Genomic DNA, 20,774 nt, shown 5'->3' with positions numbered 1-20,774 from the left:
AGTGGAAACGGCATTGCCGTCCTTTTAAAGGACGGTACCGTTTCAGCGAGAAATAGAAGGATAATGTATAGCGTGAAACCTATACATTCTAGAGTAAAGGGCTGGTGCAACCCAGCCCCTCCTCATCAAACCGTACGTGAGGTTTTCCCTCATACGGCTTTCCGATGTTTGTCATTCATCGGCATGCAGATTACAATAGCGTTTTTAGTCCATATTGGATGGTCAAATATCTAACTTCTGACCGGGATCTCATCCATCTTCCTCGTTGTCTCTTCTTCGCATACCACCGGGTAAATCGTTGCAGAATATACCAATCCAGTTTTGCTAACCTCTTTTGGCTGTACTTTGTGTAATAGTAGTTTCTCCATCCTTGAATCTTGGGATTGAGCCATTCCACGTGTTCCGCAAACGATTTCGAACGCATGCTGGGCGGTGCTAATCTTTCTTTAACCACGCCTCGAATTCGTTCCTCCGCCTTCTTCGTTAGCCACTGCTGCGTGGTGTAATACACCTTGCCTTGGGATGTTTCTGCCTTCTTTTTCCGGTGGTGCATTCCTAAGAAGTCGAATCCTTCGTCTCCTGTCCATAAGCCGACAATACGGGTTTTGGTTGGGTGTAGCGTCAGCTCCAGACGTTCCATGATTCTGCGTATGAGTTCATACGCATGTCCGGCGTCCTTTTTAGTTTTACAGACCACCACAAGATCGTCTGCATACCTCGTGAGTTCACCTACTCCTTTCCCGTGTTTTTCCCACAGTCGGTCAAAATAGTTCAGATAGATGTTCGCCAAAAGTGGTGAGATCACTCCACCTTGTGGTGTGCCTAAATCGGAACGTCTTACGTTTCCTTCTTCCATGACTCCCGCCTGAAGCCACTTCCGGATTAACTTCAGGATTCGTCTGTCATTGATACGCATTTGTACCAATTTCATCAGTTTCTCCTGGTTAATATTGTCGAAGTAACCTTGGATGTCGACGTCGACTACCCAATTTCCTTTGCGGTTGCAGGCTTTCCGGATTCGATCCAGTGCTCCTTTCGCACTTCGCTTCGGGCGAAATCCGAAGGATACTTCTTCGAAATCCGCTTCGAAGATCGGTTCAATGACGAGTTTGGTTGCCATCTGCACCACTCGGTCGCGCACGCTGGGTATGCCCAGCGGTCTTGGTTTCCCGTCTTTCTTTGGGATATAGTGCCGCCGTACGGGCTGTGGGTGGTAGTTACCATCCTTTAATGCTCGCTCGCAGTCTTTGAGAAATTGCACTTCTCCTTGTTTCTCAATATCCGCGAGCGTCACCGTATCTACTCCGGCAGCCCCCTTGTTCGCTTTCACCCGTTTCCAGGCTTCACTCAGCACATCCCAGCGGTAGACTTTGTCGTACAGTGCATGGAATTTACGCTTGTTGTTCTCCTTGGCCGCATGACCTAGCTTTTCTTGGAGTTCTTGAACTTTTTCCTTAGGTGTCGTTAGCCTACTGGCATTCACTCACTCGTACCTCCTCCAAAAGCATAAACAAAGCAGGGCTCCTTCTCTCCCTAAGGTTATGTTGTCCTTAGGTTCCTCGGTACTATGAGCCCCTCGGACTCCCTTCCCACAGACGGTTCATTTCATCTTTTGGACTTATAGAGCGTCTTTTTACGGGTTTCTAAAAAAAAAATCCTCCCGTGTGGGGGAGGGTCTCCCCAGTTCACTATGTCTTCTTTCCTTCCATGCCGATCCCCATACGCCGGAGGATTCTTCACTGCCGTTCCAAGTTCTCTGCAGCTTCCATGGTCTTCACCCATATAAGCGAGGTTCGACTTCCTCTCTTCCCCCTTGCGGGGCCTTTATGACGACGCGGCAGGATTCACTTCATGTTACGGCCTGGCGGGTTGCTCGCCCTGTCTCTGACCGGACTTTTGTCGATGCGCTTCTACGCACGGATTTCGCCGTACGCAGGCATCCTAGCTACACGGGGGCTTGGCCCCTCCCGTGACCGGACTTTCACCGGTTAGAAGATACGCGCTTTCTGGGCACGCCTTATATTTCAAATAAGCCCGCTCTGTAACAGAGGGGCCGGCTGAGGCCAAGCTTCGTATGAGATTGTCAGTTACTGCTGGACTAGTGCCAATGCTCCTTGCAGCAGTCGCTTTATGTTATGGTTAGAATAGTATTGTTACAGAATGAGAATTTAAAGGAGCCCGCAAGATGACACCATTCACACGAAAAGTTATCCTCATCATTCAATCGATTCCGGAAGGCTCCGTCATGACCTACGGCGGAATTGCCCGGGCGGCCGGAAGCCCCCGGGCAGCACGGCAGGTCGTGCGCATTCTGCACTCCATGAGCAGGAAGTACAAGCTGCCGTGGCACAGGGTTATCAACGCCAAAGGCATGATCTCGCTCACCGAAGACGAGTCCGCCTCCCTGCAGCAGCTGTACTTAACCGGAGAGGGCGTTAGCTTCGATGAACGGGGCATGGTTGACCTGGAGCGCTACCAATATGTTCCGGCTCCTGAGCTGGAGATGGACATGGAGCTTCCGCCTGAACTCGGCGATGAGGAGGACATTTAACCTATCTTCCTCCGGCTCTCGGAATAACTCCTGCGGCTCCCGCCCCCCAGCCCGTTCAGCAGGCAATACATCGTGGCATAGATCACCAGCAGGACAAAAGCGATGAACAGGCTGAAGAACACAGACTGCCGGTTCAGGCTGTCCATGACCAGCCGGTACAGCTGATGGCGGTCCGTCAGCACATCCCAGCTGTTCAGCCGGTAGACTCTGCCGAGCAGGACGCCGTAGCCGCCCATAACACAGGCGAACAGGACGAAGACCCACGAGAGCAGCATGTTGCTTTTCCGGTATATCACGTGCTGGAACTGGTACAGGGAGAAGAATCCGGTCAGCCAGCCGCTCCAGGTGAACAGGAGGAGGGTGGTCAGATCATACCAGTACCGGTTCTGGATCGTTCCGCCGACGATATACTTGCTTTTGCGGACGGTCAGATGAATCAGATCGGTCATAATATAAGGCGCATTCGGAAAAAACAGCAGCCAGGCAACGCCCAACGGCAGAATCAGCAGCCCCCCGATCTTCCGCTTATCCAGCTCATGCGCGGCCATGGAGAAGAAGAAAGGCACCCAGGCCAGAAACAGATTCCAGATCAGAAAGGCATAGAACGTATCCGTCTGCAGCGAAACTACGCGGTATACCGCCAGCGTTGCCGCCGTCATAGCAGCCAGAAGGATGAAGACCTTGGTGTAATTCAGTTCTTTCATGAAGGATAATCTCCTTACCTTGATATAGTCCATTTATGTAATTGTACAAATATGGGGCTGGAGTGTCCAATATGGGAAGGTTCAACGGGAGGGTTCACGGGATATCCAGTGACAAGTGGACAAGACACAAGTGGAAACGGCTTCGCCGTCCTTTTAAAGGACGGTACCGTTTCAGCGAGAAATAGAAGGATAAGTTATCGTGTGCAACATATAAGTTCTAGAGTAAAGGGCTGGTGCAACCCAGCCCCTCCTCATCAAACCGTACGTGAGGTTTTCCCTCATACGGCTTTCCGATGTTTGTCATTCATCGGCATGCAGATTACAATAGCGTTTTTAGTCCATATTGGATGGTCAAATATCTAACTTCTGACCGGGATCTCATCCATCTTCCTCGTTGTCTCTTCTTCGCATACCACCGGGTAAATCGTTGCAGAATATACCAATCCAGTTTTGCTAACCTCTTTTGGCTGTACTTTGTGTAATAGTAGTTTCTCCATCCTTGAATCTTGGGATTGAGCCATTCCACGTGTTCCGCAAACGATTTCGAACGCATGCTGGGCGGTGCTAATCTTTCTTTAACCACGCCTCGAATTCGTTCCTCCGCCTTCTTCGTTAGCCACTGCTGCGTGGTGTAATACACCTTGCCTTGGGATGTTTCTGCCTTCTTTTTCCGGTGGTGCATTCCTAAGAAGTCGAATCCTTCGTCTCCTGTCCATAAGCCGACAATACGGGTTTTGGTTGGGTGTAGCGTCAGCTCCAGACGTTCCATGATTCTGCGTATGAGTTCATACGCATGTCCGGCGTCCTTTTTAGTTTTACAGACCACCACAAGATCGTCTGCATACCTCGTGAGTTCACCTACTCCTTTCCCGTGTTTTTCCCACAGTCGGTCAAAATAGTTCAGATAGATGTTCGCCAAAAGTGGTGAGATCACTCCACCTTGTGGTGTGCCTAAATCGGAACGTCTTACGTTTCCTTCTTCCATGACTCCCGCCTGAAGCCACTTCCGGATTAACTTCAGGATTCGTCTGTCATTGATACGCATTTGTACCAATTTCATCAGTTTCTCCTGGTTAATATTGTCGAAGTAACCTTGGATGTCGACGTCGACTACCCAATTTCCTTTGCGGTTGCAGGCTTTCCGGATTCGATCCAGTGCTCCTTTCGCACTTCGCTTCGGGCGAAATCCGAAGGATACTTCTTCGAAATCCGCTTCGAAGATCGGTTCAATGACGAGTTTGGTTGCCATCTGCACCACTCGGTCGCGCACGCTGGGTATGCCCAGCGGTCTTGGTTTCCCGTCTTTCTTTGGGATATAGTGCCGCCGTACGGGCTGTGGGTGGTAGTTACCATCCTTTAATGCTCGCTCGCAGTCTTTGAGAAATTGCACTTCTCCTTGTTTCTCAATATCCGCGAGCGTCACCGTATCTACTCCGGCAGCCCCCTTGTTCGCTTTCACCCGTTTCCAGGCTTCACTCAGCACATCCCAGCGGTAGACTTTGTCGTACAGTGCATGGAATTTACGCTTGTTGTTCTCCTTGGCCGCATGACCTAGCTTTTCTTGGAGTTCTTGAACTTTTTCCTTAGGTGTCGTTAGCCTACTGGCATTCACTCACTCGTACCTCCTCCAAAAGCATAAACAAAGCAGGGCTCCTTCTCTCCCTAAGGTTATGTTGTCCTTAGGTTCCTCGGTACTATGAGCCCCTCGGACTCCCTTCCCACAGACGGTTCATTTCATCTTTTGGACTTATAGAGCGTCTTTTTACGGGTTTCTAAAAAAAAAATCCTCCCGTGTGGGGGAGGGTCTCCCCAGTTCACTATGTCTTCTTTCCTTCCATGCCGATCCCCATACGCCGGAGGATTCTTCACTGCCGTTCCAAGTTCTCTGCAGCTTCCATGGTCTTCACCCATATAAGCGAGGTTCGACTTCCTCTCTTCCCCCTTGCGGGGCCTTTATGACGACGCGGCAGGATTCACTTCATGTTACGGCCTGGCGGGTTGCTCGCCCTGTCTCTGACCGGACTTTTGTCGATGCGCTTCTACGCACGGATTTCGCCGTACGCAGGCATCCTAGCTACACGGGGGCTTGGCCCCTCCCGTGACCGGACTTTCACCGGTTAGAAGATACGCGCTTTCTGGGCACGCCTTATATTTTAATAAAACCGACGGGAAATTTACGTCTGTAAATTCCCCGCCGGTTTTTGCTTTGAGCCGGTTCGTTACTGCCTAACCGTAGGCTTATGCAGTAACCCTCATATGAATTACTTTTCGCTTACGAAATATATTCACTGTACTCATCCTCAGTCGTCTGCACGTTCTTCAGATACGTAATCTGCCCCATATCATTCACATGCATAATATCTATACCCGCCTTCGCATAGACCGTGCCATCGGCAGCTTGTCCGCATACTGCCCAGTTGGTCAGGTAGCTGCCGTCAGGCTGAAGTACCCATGCGTCCCACATATGTTTAATGTCTTTGTTGTGTTCATAAAAAGTCTTAATCACTACCTCGAATCCTGTGCGGCTTCTCCCGCCCGATACAATTTCAGCATCCTGCGTGAACAGTGACAACAAGTCGTGCATCGCCCGATCGTCGGTGCGAGAGGCATCATACAAACGGAAATAGTTGTTTAACATGGTTATGTTCTTATCCGTGTGTTGAGCGTTAGTGGTATTACCGGCATTTGTTGTGTTAGACATTTTGTTACCTCCTGAATTTTCTGTAGTGTTATACAAAGTTGTTTTATAGTTCGAATATTTTCCAACTATTTAACATAAGAAGAACTATACCACACTTCTAAAGCAACGTATATTATAATTCGAAAATTATCGAACATTGAAAGAAGATATTGAATATGCTAGTATCTACCTTATGAGACATTTATCGATACCTACAGTTTCAGAGATGCGTCTGACCACGGTCTGCAATGCATTAGGTGACCCGTTGCGCATGAAGATTGCACATTGTTTAGCCAGTTCTGGCGAGAAACGCTGCTCCGCCTTTGAAGTCGACCACATCTCAAAATCAACGTTGTCCCACCACGTTAAAATGCTTCGTGAAGCTGGAATTATCCAGCCGCGCATAGAAGGCAAACAGCACTTTTATTCGCTCAGAAAGGATGACTTAAATACACGTTTCCCAGGTCTGGTCGATATGATTCTGCACGCAGGAGATTTAGGATAATATAGGATAAAGCGGGGACATGTTATAGTAAACGACAAAGAAATCGCTCCTTTTGGGATGGAAGGCGGACCCTCCATTTTACCAAAAAGGCGATTTCTTTGTCCGGATTACAAGGGTTATACCCCGCCGCTCAGCTTGCGGGCCACCGCCGGAGTGCGGCCCTTGAAGGCCGCGCTGCGCGATGAGGATTCCTCCAGCCCCGAGAGGGCGCTGCATTCTCTGAAGGCCGCATGTGTGCAGCCCCGGCAACGGCTGGGGTTCACGCTGCCCAGCGCATCATTGATCGCTTCGCCGGTATGATCATAGAACTGGGAGGCACCGATCCGGTCATACAGTCCTGTTCTCTTGAGCAGCTCAAGCGGTTGGCTCTGGATGCCTGAGATCATCAGCCTGCCGCCTGCCGCCTGCAGGTCCTTCACCAGCGCTGCCAGATTGGCCTCGCCTGTCGTATCCATCAGCGGCACCTTGCCCATGCGCAGCAGGATAAGCTTAGGCTGATCCGGGCCGAGCTCGGGCATGGTGTGGTCGAAGCGGTAAGCGGCTCCGAAGAACAGCGGTCCCTCCACATTGTAGATTCCGATCTGCGGACAGTCGTGGCTCTCGGTTACCATATGGGCCTCGACCTTGACGGAAGACGGGTCAGGCAGCACCTTGGAGATTCTGTGTACCTCGCCCATACGCTTGACGAAGAGGACAACGGCCAGGATCAGCCCCACCTCTACCGCCACGGTCAGATCGGCGAATACCGTCAGCAGGAAGGTAATCGCCAGCACCAGCGAATCCCCGGTCTTCAGCTTCAGAAGATGAAGGAATTCCTTGCGTTCACTCATATTCCAGGCTACGACCATCAGAATCGGGGCCATCGCTGCCAGCGGAATGCTGGAGGCGTACGGGGCGAACAGCAGCAGGATCAGGAACACCACTACACCGTGAATGATCCCGGAGAGCGGGGACGCGGCGCCGCTGCGGATATTGGTGGCGGTTCTGGCAATCGCGCCGGTAGCCGGTATCCCGCCGAACAACGGCGCAGCGATATTGGCGACCCCCTGACCGATCAGCTCCCGGTTGCTGTCATGGCGGCTGCCCGACATGCCGTCGGCCACGACTGCGGAGAGCAGCGACTCAATGGCCCCCAGCAGTGCAATGACAAAGGCCGGACGGATCAGCAGCTTGATTTTCTCCCATGTAATGACCGGGAAGTGAAAGCTAGGGAGTGTATTCGGAATATCTCCGTAGGCAGAGCCGATGGTCGTCACCTTGCCGCTGAAGAACAGGGCAGCGATAACCGTAGCACACAACAGTCCGATCAGAGAACCCGGCACCTTCGGAGCAAATTTCAACCCCAGCACCACTACGGCGAGACATACTCCCGCAGTCAGAATGCTATACAGATTGATTGTGGAGAGATGCGCCCCGATCTCCTTCATATTGTCGATAAAGCTTTCATGCCGCTTCATATCCCTCAGGCCAAGGAAGTTCGCAATCTGCCCGCTGAAAATAATAACGGCAATCCCGGCCGTAAAACCAATAGTCACCGGCTTCGGAATGAACTTAATCAATACCCCCAGCCGCAGAACACCCATCAAGACAAGAATTACCCCGGCCATCATTCCGGCAATCAGCAGATTCTCATACCCGTACTGCATCGCAATGGCGAACAAAATAGGAATGAATGCACCCGTAGGCCCGCCAATCTGGAACCTGGACCCGCCGAATAAGGAAATCAGTATACCGGCCACAATGGTTGTATAAATTCCGTACTCCGGCTTCACACCGGAAGCAATAGCAAATGCCATCCCGAGAGGGATGGCAATAACGCCGACGATTGTCCCTGAAATGATATCCTTGCGCAGCGAAGCAATGTTATAGCCTTTGAAACGGCCCCACCCTGTCATCCTATAACCTTCTTTTCTCTAAATATCTGATTATTTGAATATAATACTCACATTACTCCTGCCCGCTGCTCTTGTCAACGGGGTAATCCGCCCCCGGAAGCCGGGGTTATTCGCTGCGGATGCCTTCGAGCAGGGAAATGGTACTCACCAGATGATTGTCGAAAATCTGCCTGGCTACAGCCAGAAGCTCCTTGATCAGAGGATCACGGAGGGCATAGATGACAGTGGTCCCTTCCTTGACGCTGGTGACCACATTTTTGGCCCGGAGGACGGCCAGCTGCTGGGATACCGCAGAGCCTTCGGAGCCCAGAATCGCCTGCAGCTCGTTCACATTCTTCTCGCCTTCGCTAAGCAACTCCAGAATCCGAATCCGCATCGGGTGAGCCAGCGCCTTGAAGAATTCCGTCTTAAATTGTTGAATATCGCTGTTCATCAGATTTCTGCTCCTTATGCTGTTACTTGTTTCAATCTATATTATATTAGCGCATTTGCCTGAAGGTGGCTATGCCGGGGCAGGAAATCGTTCGTAAGCCGGGTGCCCTGCGGCCCTTACAGATTCACGGGATACAGCCTCACTTCACGGGTCCTCAGCTCAACGAACCCGCCCAGCGCCATGGGTTCGCCCAGGCATTCGAACATGATCAGGTCGCGGCCGATCCGCAGATAACCCGCGCCGTCCTCCTCTATATTTTCCAGCACGCCCGTCAGGATAACCATGTCCCCTTCGATACGCAGGCCAAAGGCACCTCCGGGAGCCGGCACAATATCGACCCAGCTCATGAACAGCGCCGGCAGCTCCCATTCAGCTTCCCAGACCTCTCCCGTCTGTACAGGCGGCCCGCACCAGATGGCTCTGGCTTCCCCCCATTCTGCTGCCGCGAATCTGATTTCCCCGGTCCGGGGACCTTGTCCAAGAATGTGTATGTTCATCTTCATTAGCTCCATCTTCGTTCATTGGTATATCGCCATTATACATGACCGGACGCCGGAGAGGATATCAGGTGTAGTTCTGCGTTGCTTTATTCAGATACGTGCTGGGATGCAGCCAGGGATGCTTGAAGAACTCGTGTTTGCCTTTGATCTTACGGGAGACGCTGAGGTCATAATCAATCATGCGCTTCACCTTCTCCGCGAGATCTCTGCCCTTCACCAGCAGGCCCAGCTCGTAATCATGGCAGGCACTCCGTTCATTAATATTATACGAGCCGTGAAATACCGCCTGCGCTCTGTGGTCGTAGATGATTTTCCAGTGGGAGAAGCGTTCAGTCGCACTATAATCATAGAAGGATACGCCGTTACAAAAGGGAACATACATGTTGCTGCGCACCGCCGCCCGGTTCGTCGGATGGTCATTAACCTCCAGCGGATTGCAGATGACGAGATGGCAGGCACGCTCCGGCCCCACTTCACCCAGCCGGTCCCAGAAGGCCTGATCGATCAGATACGGATTCACAATAAGGGTCTCATCGGCTGCATAGGTGATCACATCCAGAATATATTGCTGAATCAGATTCACCGGGTTGCCGGGAAAGCTCGCGAAGAGCGTACACTCCTCCTCCCCGAACGCATAGTCCACCGCAGGACGATAAAAGGGTGACGCAAGGTCAAAGTGATCTCCCCCGAGCAGCAGCCACCTGGAGTGAAAAACAGCGTTCAGCGACTGGGCCACAGCCCCCTGAATGCGGAAGCAGCCGTCATGCCACTCCTCTTCCTTCGCGGGGATACCGAGCGGACGTCCATCCACCTGCTGGTCCGGGGCTTCCTGGATAGGTGTCGCAAAGGTATACTGGTCCCCGATATTCAGACTGCCGATAATAGAAGTTATTCCGTCTATAATCATGAATTTGCGGTGGTCAATCACATTCAGCCCGGTCACCTCCACATCCTCCTGAACCTTATCCTGCAGAAAAAGGATGCTCTCAGGCACGCCCTGTGACTTCAGCGCCTTGCGCTTCGCAACCCATTCCTCCGCACCGTAATAGGAGTGGAAGGTATCCAGCAGCCTGGCTCCCGCCTGCTCCAGACGCCCGGCAATGTCGGAGAATTGCCCCACCTCCAGATTCTGGCCGTATCCGAGCGCAGTGACTGTATAATTCACCATTATTCTGACCGCTACCCCGCGCTCAAGTGCATGAAGCAGCTCATCCGCGATAAGGTTCCCCGAATGATCATTGAAGAACAGCATGACAGACAGATGAATATAACGTTCAGCCTTGCGGATCTCGCCGAGCAGCATGTCCAGGCATTGCGGCCCGTTCACATAAGGATCTACCCGGTTATGCCGGGTGGTCTGCGGGGCCAGCGCCCTGAGCTTGCCGGAATCGAGTCCCGCTACTGTGTCCGCGAGCTGATTAAGCCATTCCTGGCTTATACCCGGCAGCTGCCCGAGCTGCTGCATATCGGTTATGACGCCCCCGCTCTCCTGTCGGTAGGCGCGCGCGGTATCACTTTGCAAAAGAGGGGCAAAAGCCGGCTCAGCTTCCTCCGCGCCTTCGGTCAGCGAGGCCAGGGAGCCGCCCGAAATGTGATAATTCACGTAATCTATGAGATCCTGCTGGAGCTGTCCGTCCTGGTCCGCAGCAGTAGAAATTGAGGGTAACCGGTGATTGTTATGTACACTAGTCATGCTGTCTTCATCTCCTTCGTTCTTCCCGCGCCTGCTTCGCCAGCAAATGACAAGTCAAGTCAGGGTAAGGTAAGATACCCGGCTTGTACGTTTTATAAACGGCATGGGGTCATTCAAAATAACCCCACAAAGTGGGGCTTTAGCGTAGGTGATGACTCAGGTACTTTGCGGGGACCCCAAAACAAAAAAGGATGCCGCAGCAGTCATTAGACTGCCGGAGCATCCCGGGATTCCAAATTGTATAGGGTTAATCATTTAACACCTTAATTATTTGCTCAATTCCTCAGCACTATACACCTTAACCTCAAGCGGTGCGGTCAGGAACTCTCCCGCTTTGGAGGCGAAGCCGGTGAAGTGAGGGCTTGTGTTGTGAGCGGCAACGGCGGCCTGGTCACGCCAGGTCTCAATCATAATATAGAGACTTCCGTCAGCTGCATGCTTATACAGCTCGTAAGACAGATTCCCTTCTTCTTCGTGCGTGGCGGCAATCAGCGGTTTCGCCGTGGCCAGGAACTCTTCCTCCCGTGCAGGATTCACATGAAGCAGTGCATGGATAATAATCATTCAGATCTTCCTCCTAGAATTTCATGGGTATAACGTTATTTCCACTGAGCAATCGTGTCGATAGGCAGACGGACGGAGGCGTAGCCTTCATCTAGTGCTTTGCCGATCGAGATCAGCATAACCGGAATGTAGCGCTCTTTGTCCATACCGAACATTTCAGCGATTTGATCCTTTTCGAATCCGCCGATCGGATTGGTGTCATACCCGTGTGCGCGGGCGGACAGCATCAATTGCATGGAGACCAGACCGGCGTCAATCATCACAGTCTCTCTGTTCACATCTGCGGGCAGCTTAGCGAAGTGGGCGCCGAGGGCGGCAAGCTGTCTTTCTTTTACCTCGGCAGGCATAAGTCCGCGTTCAACAGCCGTTCCGTAGATTTGTTCAGCGTAATCGAAGTTATTCATATCACCGAATACGGCAATCACCGCTGCAGAGGTTTCGACTTGAGTCTGGTTGAACTTGGCAATAGGGGCCAGCTTAGCTTTGGCTTCAGGGCTTTCGATGATTACAAAACGCCAAGGCTGCATATTCACGGACGAAGGCGCCAGCGTAGCTTCAGTCAGAATCTCTGTCATTTCCTCTTTGCTGATTTTGACGGATGAATCATATTTGCGGATCGAGCGGCGTCCTGTAATAATGCTGGTGAAGTCATTGTTTTTGGTAGTGTTCATGTGAAATAGCTCCTTTATGGGTTTGATTATAGGTTACGGCTACAGTACATTGATATTATGCTGCAGCCGGGTAAGCATCTCTGCGAGCACCGTGCGCTCCTGTTCGTTGAATCCGTTCAGCAGATCGCTGATGAACTCGGTCTTGCTCTCCCGGTAGTCATGGATATGATCCCGGCCCTGAACGGTCAGGGAGACAAGCGTCACCCGGTTATCGGATGGATTATTGCGGCGGGCAATCATCCCGTTCTCTTCAAGTCCCTTCAGGTGGCGGGTAACTGCTGCTGCATCGATTTCCAGAAGTTTTTGCAGTGCAATCTGACTGATCTCGGAAGTCCGGTACAGCTCTTGCAGCAGCCTGAAGCGGGTTGGCGTCATGCCGGCGCAGCGCTCGAATTTGGGGCCGATTTCTTTGTGCAGGGCCTGCAGCAGTTGAAAGATCTTATGTTCATCCGGCTGAACTTTGCTCAAGATTAACCCCCTAACGCAAGTAAATTGTGCAAAACCTTTTCGACAAAACATACTTTACACCCAATTCGTTGACCCGTCAACTAATAATTTTTGGAGGAGGCTGCTGTATGAAAATAGCCCTGATTCAGCTCGATATAGCATTTGGCAAACCGGAGGTGAATTATGCTGCCGCCGTGCGCAAAATTCGTGAAGCTGCCGCTGGCCGGCCGGACTGCATTATTCTTCCCGAGCTATGGACAACGGGATATGATCTGACCCGGCTGGGCGAGATCGCCGACACCGGCGGACATACTACAGGCGCCTTGATGTCAGGTCTGGCCCGGGAATACGGCGTGAATATCATTGCCGGCTCCATTGCCGTCAGGCAGGAGAACGGCGGCATTACGAACAGTATGTATGTCTTTGACCGCAGCGGGGCGTGCACCGGGGAGTATAGCAAGCTGCATCTGTTCAAGCTGATGGAGGAGCATCTCTACCTCCAGCCCGGCTCCGCCAAAGGACTGTTCATGCTGGACGGCATTACCTGCGCCGGGCTGATCTGCTACGACATCCGTTTCCCGGAATGGGTCCGGGTCCATATGGCCGGAGGGGCTGAGATCCTGTTCATCAGCGCTGAATGGCCGCTCCCTCGCCTCTCTCACTGGCGCGCGCTGCTGATCAGCCGGGCAATTGAGAACCAGTGCTACGTAGTGGCATGTAACCGGGCAGGGGCAGATCCGGCGAATACCTTCGCTGGACATTCCCTGATTATCGATCCTTGGGGCGAGATTGTCAGCGAGGCCTCCGGCTGCGAAGAGATCCTCAGCGGCGAGCTTGACCTCGCCCGGGTCCGGGAGGTACGGGGGCAGATCCCGGTCTTCGCGGACCGGCGTCCGGAGTTGTATATGTAGTTGGGGGCTGTTTTTCGCATACAGCCCGCCTCAGCGGGCGTACCTCTCGCGCAGCATATGCGCTGCTTCAAGCACCTGCGGGTCGTTGTACCGCAGGCTGTAGCCCGTCTCCTGCTGCAGCAGTTCCGCCGGCAGCAGGCGGGTTCCCCGGCCGGCAACTGCCTGCCGGATGCCCGCGGTGAATTCGGCCGCCGAAGCCGGGCCGCCAAGCTCCGCGAGCGCGGCGATGGTCTCCGGCCGCACGCGCGGATAGTCCAGGGAGGCATCGCCGTCCGCTGCATCCTGATAGAAGCGGCGGATGAGCTCTCCGCGCGCGAGCCCCGGGCCGGACACAATCACAAACGCGTGGACGAAGTACGCGCTGCTCTGTCTGCGCTGGGCGATGCCGCAGAACTTGCGGCCGCCGATCGCCAGGTCGAAATCACCGGGGCAATACGACCCGGTGACTTCTTCCGCCCGGATCTGCGCCGCTGCCTGCGGATAGCCCGCAGCTACCGCTTCGGTAATGACCGAAGCCAGCAGCCGGAAATCATCGTGGAAGTCCAGCTTGCCCGCAGGCTTCGGCAGCAGGAGGGACACGTTGATGACTCCCGCATCCAGCGGTACCGCAGCGCCGCCCGAATGGCGGACTGCCGTACGGATGCCCTGCTGCTCCAGCGCCTGCATCGCCTCTGCTGCGCGGGGCAGCTTGCTGTCCCGCAGCCCCAGCGCGACTCCGCCGGGGTGGCTCCAGAGATGCAGCACCGGCGGGACTCTCCCGGCCCCGACATCACGGCACAGCACCTCTTCAAAAGCGAACGGAATCAGCATATCCTCCGCAGATGCCTCTTCTCTCTCTTCCCCTGCTTCACCGCCGGTATGTGTGAAGAGGATCATCTGCTCCGGCAGCCTTCCCGCCGCCCCGCTCTCCAGTACATCATAAGGTTCACTCCGCATGCTGATTCCCCTTTCTATCTATAAGACTGCGCTAATCTTAACTCCGTTAACTATTCACATTGTAACCGATCTCTACTCGCACCGTACAATCGGCAATGTATCCCCTTACAGATTTGAAATGGCGGAGCGAACCCGTTATCCTTAATGTAGTACAGAAGAATATACCAGCCATAAGATCCGCGCATAAGCTCATGCTATACACAACCTCTAGGAGTGATGCTGCATGACAACCGAACCACAGGCAAAGGACAGGCAACTTAGTAAATCCAGGCAATGGGAACAGGCCATGCACAAGCTGTATATTAATTTTCAGGACTACAGCAAGGATGCACGCAAAGGGTTCAACGATGAGGATATTCATCAGGCCAGAGTCAATAGCCGCAAGCTGCTGACGCTGTTGTCCATTCTTGATCCGGGCCATACTGCAACGGCAGAATTGTATACAAGCTTCAAGCAGGCCCAGAAGAAGCTCGGCAGAGTCCGTGATGCAGATGTGCTGATCGGGTCTTTTGAGGACCGGCGCAAGGCGGCGGAGGCGGCGGGCGATAAGAAGACTGCCAAGCTGCTGAAGGCGGTAATCGAACACCAGAAGGATACACGGAAGGCTGCCCGCAAGAAGCTGAAGAAGGCACTGCCCAAGCTGTCCGGCCACGCGCTCGAAGCGCTGTGGACACCTTTTATTAAGACAGGCCTAGAACCCCTCGCTGCCAAAAAAGACGCCAATGTAGCCATGCGCGAGCTTGAAGTCGCCTTTGAACAGAAGAAAAAATCCTGTAAGACCCTATTCAAGGGTCCGGCAGCCGAATCGCAGGAAGCCTTCGAAGCTCTGCATGAGCTGCGGATCGCCGCCAAGGAACTGCGTTATACGGCAAATGCGGCTGCTTTTGCGCTAAATCAGAAATTCCATGCCCATGAAGCCTTCTATAAGGACATTCAGGACCAGCTCGGACTCATTAATGACAAGCGGGTATGGCTTGAGACGCTGCAATCGATTGGGCGCGAAGAGCTGGATGTCGGCAAAAAGGTCTGGGCCGCCTTCACCGATACGCTGCGGGCAGAGGTACTGGAAGCTCTTCATCAGAACGAGGTCGTCCCTGTTGCTGATGCTTAAGCCCCCGAAATAGGGCATCATAGCTGATCATCCCATTTCTTACACAAAGGCAGGACACCGCATGTTATCCAAGCGGTATCCTGCCTTTTATCATAAGCGTCACGTATTACAGCATTCCGGCAGCCCACAATCCGCCTCTGCGGATCATCCGGCGCAGCTGCTCTGAGGAGAAGGAAGGCAGATGATGCCCAGGCATCAGATAGACCACCCGGCCTTCACCGAAGGCATGGCACCATGCCGCCGGTCTCATCGCTCCGTCATGCGGATATTCGGCCAGCACCGTTGTCCCGAAGTGGGGATGCTGCTCGAAATAATAAGGCTCATCCTCTATAACAAAATCAGATATCCCCTCCATAATCGGGTGCTCCGGCGCAGTCACCTTCATCTGCAGCGCTGTGAACGCCGGATGATGGGTGAACCGGGCACCAAGCATCGCCCCAAGCTCCTGATTACGCTGCAGGGATATGCCGTTGTGCACGACAAGCAGCCCGCCGCCGCCAGCCACATAAGCAAGCAGGGCCCCGCTCTGCGCAGTGGGTAATTGCTCCTCGGAGAACTCCGTATAGGAGATCACCAGTCTGCATTCTGCCAGCTCTGCCCGGTTCATCCGTCCGTAATCCTCCGTGGAGACCACATGGAACTCGGGCTCAAGGAGCTGCTCCAGTTCACGGTCTACTCCCTCGAAGGGATGGTACTTCACTTCAGTATAGCTGCCGAACGCCAGTGCTTTGTATGAAGACATGATGTACACACCTCTCTTTTGCCAAGATAGCCTGTCCTGAATGTTCGTGTCACCAGGGCCAGAGATTGCCGTCCAGATCGATAAAAGCCGGTTCTTCAGCCAAATACATCTTATGGTTATGAACGATTGTCATAATCTTGCCTGCCGATTCTTCAGGAGTTACAGGCGCCTTCGCATCCTTCTCCCCGTTCATATAGGTCTGCAGCCAGCCGGGATGGAAGACCATCACTTGTCCGCCCATCGCACGCAGATGATTGTGCAGCAGCGAAGACTGCATATTAAGTGCGGCCTTGGACATACAATAGCCATACATATTGATCCGCTTGTTCCGTCCGATGCTTCCGGCCTCCGACGAGATATTAATCACCAGACGCTGGCGGCCTTGCAGCAGTAAGCCCATCAATGCATTGCTCACTCTCAGCGCACCAAGCGTGTTCACGTTATAAATCTCCGCCATCGCTTCATCATCCATATCCACGAGCACCGTTGCATCATCCGACCGGTGGATAATCCCCGCGTTATTGATAATCATATCAAGGTGCCCTGTACTCCCGGCAATACTCCGTGCAGCCTCCTTTACGCTCCCTGCATTGCCGATATCAAGAGGGACCAGTCTCAGGCTATCCGGGTATTGCGCTTTCAAAGCTTCCAATGCCGCAGGGTCCGGCAAATACTGTCCGGCAAACACCATGTACTTACTCTCCAAAAGAGATCGAACGAGACACAATCCCAGTCCACGGTCAGCACCGGTAACACAAGCAACCCTTTTCATGAGCTCCCCCCTCATATCTGCATGATTATGCACCGAGCCTAGATTCATCCCTCTCACATTAGCATGGCCTCGGGCCGTTAACAACATCCTTCAAGGGAGGGGCCGGGCTATGCAGAACTTTACTTTTGCTTTAATTTTGAACTATGTTACAATCATGATTAATAGTTGTTAACAACACAATTGTTGACAACAGGTTTCATTAACTCTTACCCAGGAAGGTGATCCTCCGATGTCTATTCAACAAATTCACACTAAGGAAGAACTAGAGCAATATATCGGGCAGCCTGGCAAAAAACTGCTCTTCAAGCACAGCACCACCTGTCCGATCAGCGCCAAGGCCAACGAAGAATTCCAGGCCTATGCACAGCATTCAGATACTCCTGCAGCCGTTGTCCATGTGATCGAAGACCGTCCTGTCTCCAATCAGATTGCTGAGGATTTCGGAATCAAGCATGAATCCCCGCAAATCTTCCTGCTGGAGGACAGCGAAGTCCGCTGGAATACCTCACACTGGAAGATTACCCAAAAAGCGATAAAGGAAGCAGTGGAGCAATGAGCGCGAACGTAATTGTCTATTCGACCTCCGGCTGCAGCGAATGCAATCAGGTCAAGCAGTTGCTGGAGAGCAAAGGCATTCCCTTCGAGGTGCGGGATGTGATGACAAGCTCGGTCTATCAGGAGGAAGTGGAGAAGCTGGGCTTCATGGGCATTCCAGTCACTGTATCCGGGGACCGGGCAGTCAAGGGCTTCAATCTTCCTGGGCTTCAAGAGCTTATGGATGCTGCTGTTCTGTAATATACACAAAGGTGCTGTTCTCTCAACAGGAGCAGCACCTTTTTTTGCGATTCATTGATGTAAAATATGTATATTTATATATATCTGGAACAGGAGGACTGATCAATTGAACTGGCTACAAAATGAGCAGGCTGCCAAATGGCGTGAAGAAGGGCAGCGTTATGCGAGCGACGTTAACCAATTCGTACATAAAGGACTGACTGAAGGCTGGGACAAAGCGGGAAATGAACCCGCAGAGGATACACGCGGGACCCTCGCCGCCAAAATCTATAAGATGATTCGAGGAGCTAATGAGCACGGTGAGATGGCTGAGCTGCGGGCGCAATTGCCGGCGGCAACGTGGCCGCTCTCCGGCCACTTTCAGAAGGAGATGCAGGCGATTCGCGGTATCCATTTCATCAGTGATGATGCTGTGGTATTCAGCACCGGTACCCCCTGGGAGAAGAATGCAGTTGTGGTTGTACATAAGGATGTTATTTCCGTATTCGGCGAGTTTAGCCTGGTTGGGGCATCACCTGATAATCAGTTCTATGCGCTCGCCGGAACTCAGGGGATTACCATTATGCAATCCATGAACAGCACACTTCAGGGCACAGTTGTAGCAACCCTCTCATGGCGTGAGCTGAATGGAACGATTCAAGCGCTGGACCCGGACTTTCCCGTCTTGGACATAGACAGCCTGGACCAGGCGTTACCCTTGGAGCAGGTCATTCCTTTTAACGGGGGCGGGGCGTTATTGCTTGTTATGAGCCAGGGAATTTTCCTGGTCCAGCAATCGGAGGAGAAGCCCTGGGAGGTGAATCTGCTGCATCCTGATCTCGAAGAATATAAAGCAGATGAGATAGAGCACATTGAAATTGACATGCCGCATGGTGCCGTCTCTCCGGATGGAAGATGGATTTCCTATGGCAGCCAGGGCAGTGATCATCTTTTATATGACATAACTTCAGGGCAGGTTCACTTATTCAATCCGGAATCCAGTTACCCGCACTATACTATATTTACGAAGGACCAGCATAGCGTATGGTTCAATGCCTGCCACTTCTATAATGGCGTTACCCTTGCCGTTCCCCTTGAAGATGTGGTAGCAGGAAAACTCCCGGCAGACCAGGAATATCCGCTTGTTAACGAGGAAGCCCGGGTGTATGCAGCGGCAGCGCTGAAAGAGGGTGTTGTCATTGGCGACGCTTATGGCTACTTAAGGCTCATTGATGCAGAGGGGCGGGAGCTGTGGCGTTATTATGCCGGAAGCACTATTTCAGGGTTAGCTATCAATCCGGATGAGACGCTGCTGGCTGTTGGGACTTATGGAGGGATGCTGCACTTCCTGGACCTTCATGCAGCGCAGCGCAGCGACTATGAGATTACAACAGGAACCGTTCGTGAGGTGAAGCGGATCATTGCCTGGAAGAATCAGAAGGTTCCGCTGTGGTGGTGATCTCTGCCAAAAATAAAAAACAGCGCTTGAGCGAGATAAATGGCAGATAATCTGCTACATATAGGTGTTTTAGCTTCCCTATGCACAGCCATTCAGCCATTTGCTGAAAAAAAGGCGAATAGCACTCTTTTCCATTTTTACAAACCCCCTCCGAAAAGAGTATGATTCGTGTTGAAAGCAAATGAATGCATTCATGAAAACAAGCAATGCATGCACGCTGAATTTCCGTCATGTGGAAAACGGGGGAACCATCCGGCCGTCAGGCCGACTTGGGGTGAATCCGAAGGAGAATGCCACGCGCAGGTCTCCGGCAGGTAGGGCGACTCTCACCGTCCGAATCCGACAGCTAACCTCGTAAGCGTAAGGAGAGAGCCCTGATCCGCCACGCTTTTGTGCCAGGCGTCTTACGCCTGTTATCCACAACCGCAGGCAGAGGTCCTCCTCTGCCTGCGGTTTTTTGCGCGCTGGAATGAATTGCACAGTATAGATTCAGAAAGGAACGTGACCACATGCCTGACCCCTTATCGCCCACGGCAGCTGCTGCTGCCGGATTCAACCACTACACCCGGCAATATAGCAGTCCCGTCTATGCGCTAAGCTGCCTTCTGCTGGAAAAAGGCGCCCGCGCCGAGCAAGCAACCACCGCCACCTTCGTGGCACTCCATCCACTATGGCTGAAGAGCAGCCTCTCAGGGGACAGCGCTGCTGCGGCTGCCTACAGAGAGTGCATCCGCCAATGTGCTGTGCTCGCCCGGGATCATAGCCGCTGCGCTGCTACCCTGCTTAATTGGGACGATCACGTTGCCAGTGCCTTATGGTACGGCATCCAGCTCCCCCTGCCCGACATCAGCCAGATCCTGGATTGCAGCATCCCCGAGCTGAAGGCCCGGCTTAGAGGAATACGCGAACAGATGGCAGCCGCCCATTCTGCCTTGCCTGCGGTCCATCGTCCTTCGGCGGGATGAGACTGGGTATAACGCGGGATACGCGGGCTATAGGAATGAGAGCCGCGGAACGAGTTGGATGTGGCGGGATTAGGGTACGGATGTCGAAGAAGGTGATGGATGGTGAGCCATGCGGACTACAGATCCCCTATTTCGGCAAATGGGACCATTCCGAAGGCCATGCGGACTGAGAGGCGCTTAATTAACCTATTCCGCCTCATTTCCCTCTCCACACAGCCCTTTAACGTCCTCTCTGTCCGCAAAGGGGAGAGAATCGGTCTTTTTCACAAAATAAGGGCCTCTGGGTCCCCCTACAAAACAAAATGCCCCCTCAAAGTGGGGCTTTAGCTTCGATAAATGACTCAGGTACTTTGCGGGGATCCCAAAACATATAGATTCTATCAAAAAAAGCCGCAGCATCCGCCGCGACTTAGTCCTTGATTCTCAGCACCAGCATCCATACAGTGCTTGGCTCACCTTAC

Annotated in this window: 22 protein-coding genes and 1 riboswitch; of the genes, 8 read left to right on the top strand and 14 right to left on the bottom strand. The window is 52.8% G+C overall.

The annotated features are described in order from the left end of the window. Positions 1 to 190 precede the first annotated feature (190 nt). The gene (gene ltrA, locus MKZ07_RS26395; RefSeq protein WP_036694821.1) at positions 191 to 1,483 is read right to left on the bottom strand and encodes a group II intron reverse transcriptase/maturase; all 1,293 of its coding nucleotides are present in this window, start codon (positions 1,481 to 1,483) and stop codon (positions 191 to 193) included. Between the two features lie 702 nt (positions 1,484 to 2,185). Between ltrA (MKZ07_RS26395) and MKZ07_RS26390 the strand changes: the two genes are divergently transcribed. Beyond that, the gene (locus MKZ07_RS26390; protein WP_036700187.1) at positions 2,186 to 2,551 is read left to right on the top strand and encodes an MGMT family protein; all 366 of its coding nucleotides are present in this window, start codon (positions 2,186 to 2,188) and stop codon (positions 2,549 to 2,551) included. Here MKZ07_RS26390 and MKZ07_RS26385 read toward each other — a convergent pair. The 3 genes from MKZ07_RS26385 to MKZ07_RS26375 all read right to left on the bottom strand — a co-directional run bounded on the left by MKZ07_RS26385 (position 2,548) and on the right by MKZ07_RS26375 (position 5,956). Then, positions 2,548 to 3,255 carry a DUF1361 domain-containing protein gene (locus MKZ07_RS26385; protein WP_036700190.1) on the bottom strand — a complete coding sequence of 236 codons (708 nt, stop codon included), beginning with the start codon at positions 3,253 to 3,255 and terminating at the stop codon, positions 2,548 to 2,550. The genes MKZ07_RS26390 and MKZ07_RS26385 overlap by 4 nt on opposite strands. Before the next feature lie 319 nt (positions 3,256 to 3,574). Next, positions 3,575 to 4,867 (bottom strand): group II intron reverse transcriptase/maturase, encoded by a 1,293-nt coding sequence (gene ltrA / locus MKZ07_RS26380; RefSeq protein WP_036694821.1) that lies wholly within the window; start codon positions 4,865 to 4,867, stop codon positions 3,575 to 3,577. Between the two features lie 660 nt (positions 4,868 to 5,527). Beyond that, entirely contained in the window at positions 5,528 to 5,956 is a 429-nt protein-coding gene (locus tag MKZ07_RS26375; protein WP_051493992.1) for a hypothetical protein, read from the bottom strand. Positions 5,957 to 6,128: 172 nt separating this feature from the next. Here MKZ07_RS26375 and MKZ07_RS26370 point away from each other — a divergent pair, with 172 nt between their 5' ends. Continuing rightward, positions 6,129 to 6,440, top strand: coding sequence for an ArsR/SmtB family transcription factor (locus tag MKZ07_RS26370; RefSeq protein ID WP_036700192.1), 312 nt, complete (start codon positions 6,129 to 6,131; stop codon positions 6,438 to 6,440). Between the two features lie 116 nt (positions 6,441 to 6,556). Here MKZ07_RS26370 and MKZ07_RS26365 read toward each other — a convergent pair whose 3' ends face one another. The 7 genes from MKZ07_RS26365 to MKZ07_RS26335 form a co-directional block, all read right to left on the bottom strand. Continuing rightward, positions 6,557 to 8,335, bottom strand: a complete 1,779-nt coding sequence (locus MKZ07_RS26365) for a SulP family inorganic anion transporter (RefSeq protein ID WP_076160087.1) — start codon at positions 8,333 to 8,335, stop codon at positions 6,557 to 6,559. Positions 8,336 to 8,441: 106 nt separating this feature from the next. Next, positions 8,442 to 8,768 carry an ArsR/SmtB family transcription factor gene (locus MKZ07_RS26360; RefSeq protein WP_036700195.1) on the bottom strand — a complete coding sequence of 109 codons (327 nt, stop codon included), beginning with the start codon at positions 8,766 to 8,768 and terminating at the stop codon, positions 8,442 to 8,444. A gap of 116 nt (positions 8,769 to 8,884) precedes the next feature. Further along, the gene (locus MKZ07_RS26355) at positions 8,885 to 9,265 is read right to left on the bottom strand and encodes a hypothetical protein (protein ID WP_036700196.1); all 381 of its coding nucleotides are present in this window, start codon (positions 9,263 to 9,265) and stop codon (positions 8,885 to 8,887) included. Between the two features lie 67 nt (positions 9,266 to 9,332). After that, positions 9,333 to 10,961, bottom strand: coding sequence for a phospholipase D-like domain-containing protein (locus tag MKZ07_RS26350; protein ID WP_341028550.1), 1,629 nt, complete (start codon positions 10,959 to 10,961; stop codon positions 9,333 to 9,335). Between the two features lie 267 nt (positions 10,962 to 11,228). After that, positions 11,229 to 11,525, bottom strand: a complete 297-nt coding sequence (locus MKZ07_RS26345) for a putative quinol monooxygenase (protein ID WP_036700199.1) — start codon at positions 11,523 to 11,525, stop codon at positions 11,229 to 11,231. A gap of 35 nt (positions 11,526 to 11,560) precedes the next feature. After that, positions 11,561 to 12,196: a nitroreductase family protein gene (locus MKZ07_RS26340; RefSeq protein WP_036700201.1), complete on the bottom strand. Its 636-nt coding sequence runs from the start codon at positions 12,194 to 12,196 to the stop codon at positions 11,561 to 11,563. A 39-nt stretch (positions 12,197 to 12,235) separates the two neighbouring features. Next, on the bottom strand, positions 12,236 to 12,664 hold the full coding sequence (locus MKZ07_RS26335) for a MarR family winged helix-turn-helix transcriptional regulator (protein WP_036700203.1): 429 nt from the start codon (positions 12,662 to 12,664) through the stop codon (positions 12,236 to 12,238). 107 nt (positions 12,665 to 12,771) lie between these two features. Between MKZ07_RS26335 and MKZ07_RS26330 the strand changes: the two genes are divergently transcribed. Further along, complete coding sequence (locus tag MKZ07_RS26330) at positions 12,772 to 13,554, top strand: carbon-nitrogen family hydrolase (protein ID WP_341028547.1); 783 nt, start codon at positions 12,772 to 12,774, stop codon at positions 13,552 to 13,554. 30 nt (positions 13,555 to 13,584) lie between these two features. Here the strand turns inward: MKZ07_RS26330 and MKZ07_RS26325 are convergent, their stop codons facing one another. Next, positions 13,585 to 14,490: a lipoate--protein ligase family protein gene (locus tag MKZ07_RS26325; protein WP_051493993.1), complete on the bottom strand. Its 906-nt coding sequence runs from the start codon at positions 14,488 to 14,490 to the stop codon at positions 13,585 to 13,587. A 223-nt stretch (positions 14,491 to 14,713) separates the two neighbouring features. On the opposite strand from MKZ07_RS26325, the gene MKZ07_RS26320 reads away from it, so the two are divergent. After that, a complete protein-coding gene (locus MKZ07_RS26320; RefSeq protein WP_036700208.1) occupies positions 14,714 to 15,601 on the top strand; it encodes a CHAD domain-containing protein in 888 nt (295 codons plus the stop codon). Between the two features lie 106 nt (positions 15,602 to 15,707). Here the strand turns inward: MKZ07_RS26320 and MKZ07_RS26315 are convergent, their stop codons facing one another. Both MKZ07_RS26315 and MKZ07_RS26310 read right to left on the bottom strand, forming a co-directional pair. Then, entirely contained in the window at positions 15,708 to 16,343 is a 636-nt protein-coding gene (locus MKZ07_RS26315; RefSeq protein ID WP_341028545.1) for a ThuA domain-containing protein, read from the bottom strand. Positions 16,344 to 16,392: 49 nt separating this feature from the next. Further along, positions 16,393 to 17,115, bottom strand: coding sequence for an SDR family oxidoreductase (locus MKZ07_RS26310; protein ID WP_341028543.1), 723 nt, complete (start codon positions 17,113 to 17,115; stop codon positions 16,393 to 16,395). Between the two features lie 229 nt (positions 17,116 to 17,344). On the opposite strand from MKZ07_RS26310, the gene ytxJ reads away from it, so the two are divergent. The 4 genes from ytxJ to MKZ07_RS26290 all read left to right on the top strand — a co-directional run bounded on the left by ytxJ (position 17,345) and on the right by MKZ07_RS26290 (position 20,313). Further along, positions 17,345 to 17,671: a bacillithiol system redox-active protein YtxJ gene (gene ytxJ / locus MKZ07_RS26305; RefSeq protein WP_036700214.1), complete on the top strand. Its 327-nt coding sequence runs from the start codon at positions 17,345 to 17,347 to the stop codon at positions 17,669 to 17,671. Beyond that, positions 17,668 to 17,910, top strand: coding sequence for a glutaredoxin family protein (locus MKZ07_RS26300; RefSeq protein ID WP_341028542.1), 243 nt, complete (start codon positions 17,668 to 17,670; stop codon positions 17,908 to 17,910). The genes ytxJ and MKZ07_RS26300 overlap by 4 nt, the downstream gene beginning before the upstream one ends. Before the next feature lie 106 nt (positions 17,911 to 18,016). Next, on the top strand, positions 18,017 to 19,348 hold the full coding sequence (locus tag MKZ07_RS26295) for a WD40 repeat domain-containing protein (protein ID WP_341028541.1): 1,332 nt from the start codon (positions 18,017 to 18,019) through the stop codon (positions 19,346 to 19,348). Between the two features lie 205 nt (positions 19,349 to 19,553). Beyond that, positions 19,554 to 19,723, top strand: a riboswitch (cyclic di-AMP (ydaO/yuaA leader). A 134-nt stretch (positions 19,724 to 19,857) separates the two neighbouring features. Continuing rightward, entirely contained in the window at positions 19,858 to 20,313 is a 456-nt protein-coding gene (locus MKZ07_RS26290; RefSeq protein WP_341028540.1) for a hypothetical protein, read from the top strand. The last annotated feature ends 461 nt before the right edge of the window (positions 20,314 to 20,774 follow it).

Source organism: Paenibacillus sp. FSL P4-0338 (assembly GCF_038002365.1).
Taxonomy (GTDB): Bacteria; Bacillota; Bacilli; order Paenibacillales; family Paenibacillaceae; genus Paenibacillus_AQ.
The sequence above is the reverse complement of the archived record's forward strand: the minus strand, read 5'-3'. Positions and strand labels throughout refer to the sequence as shown.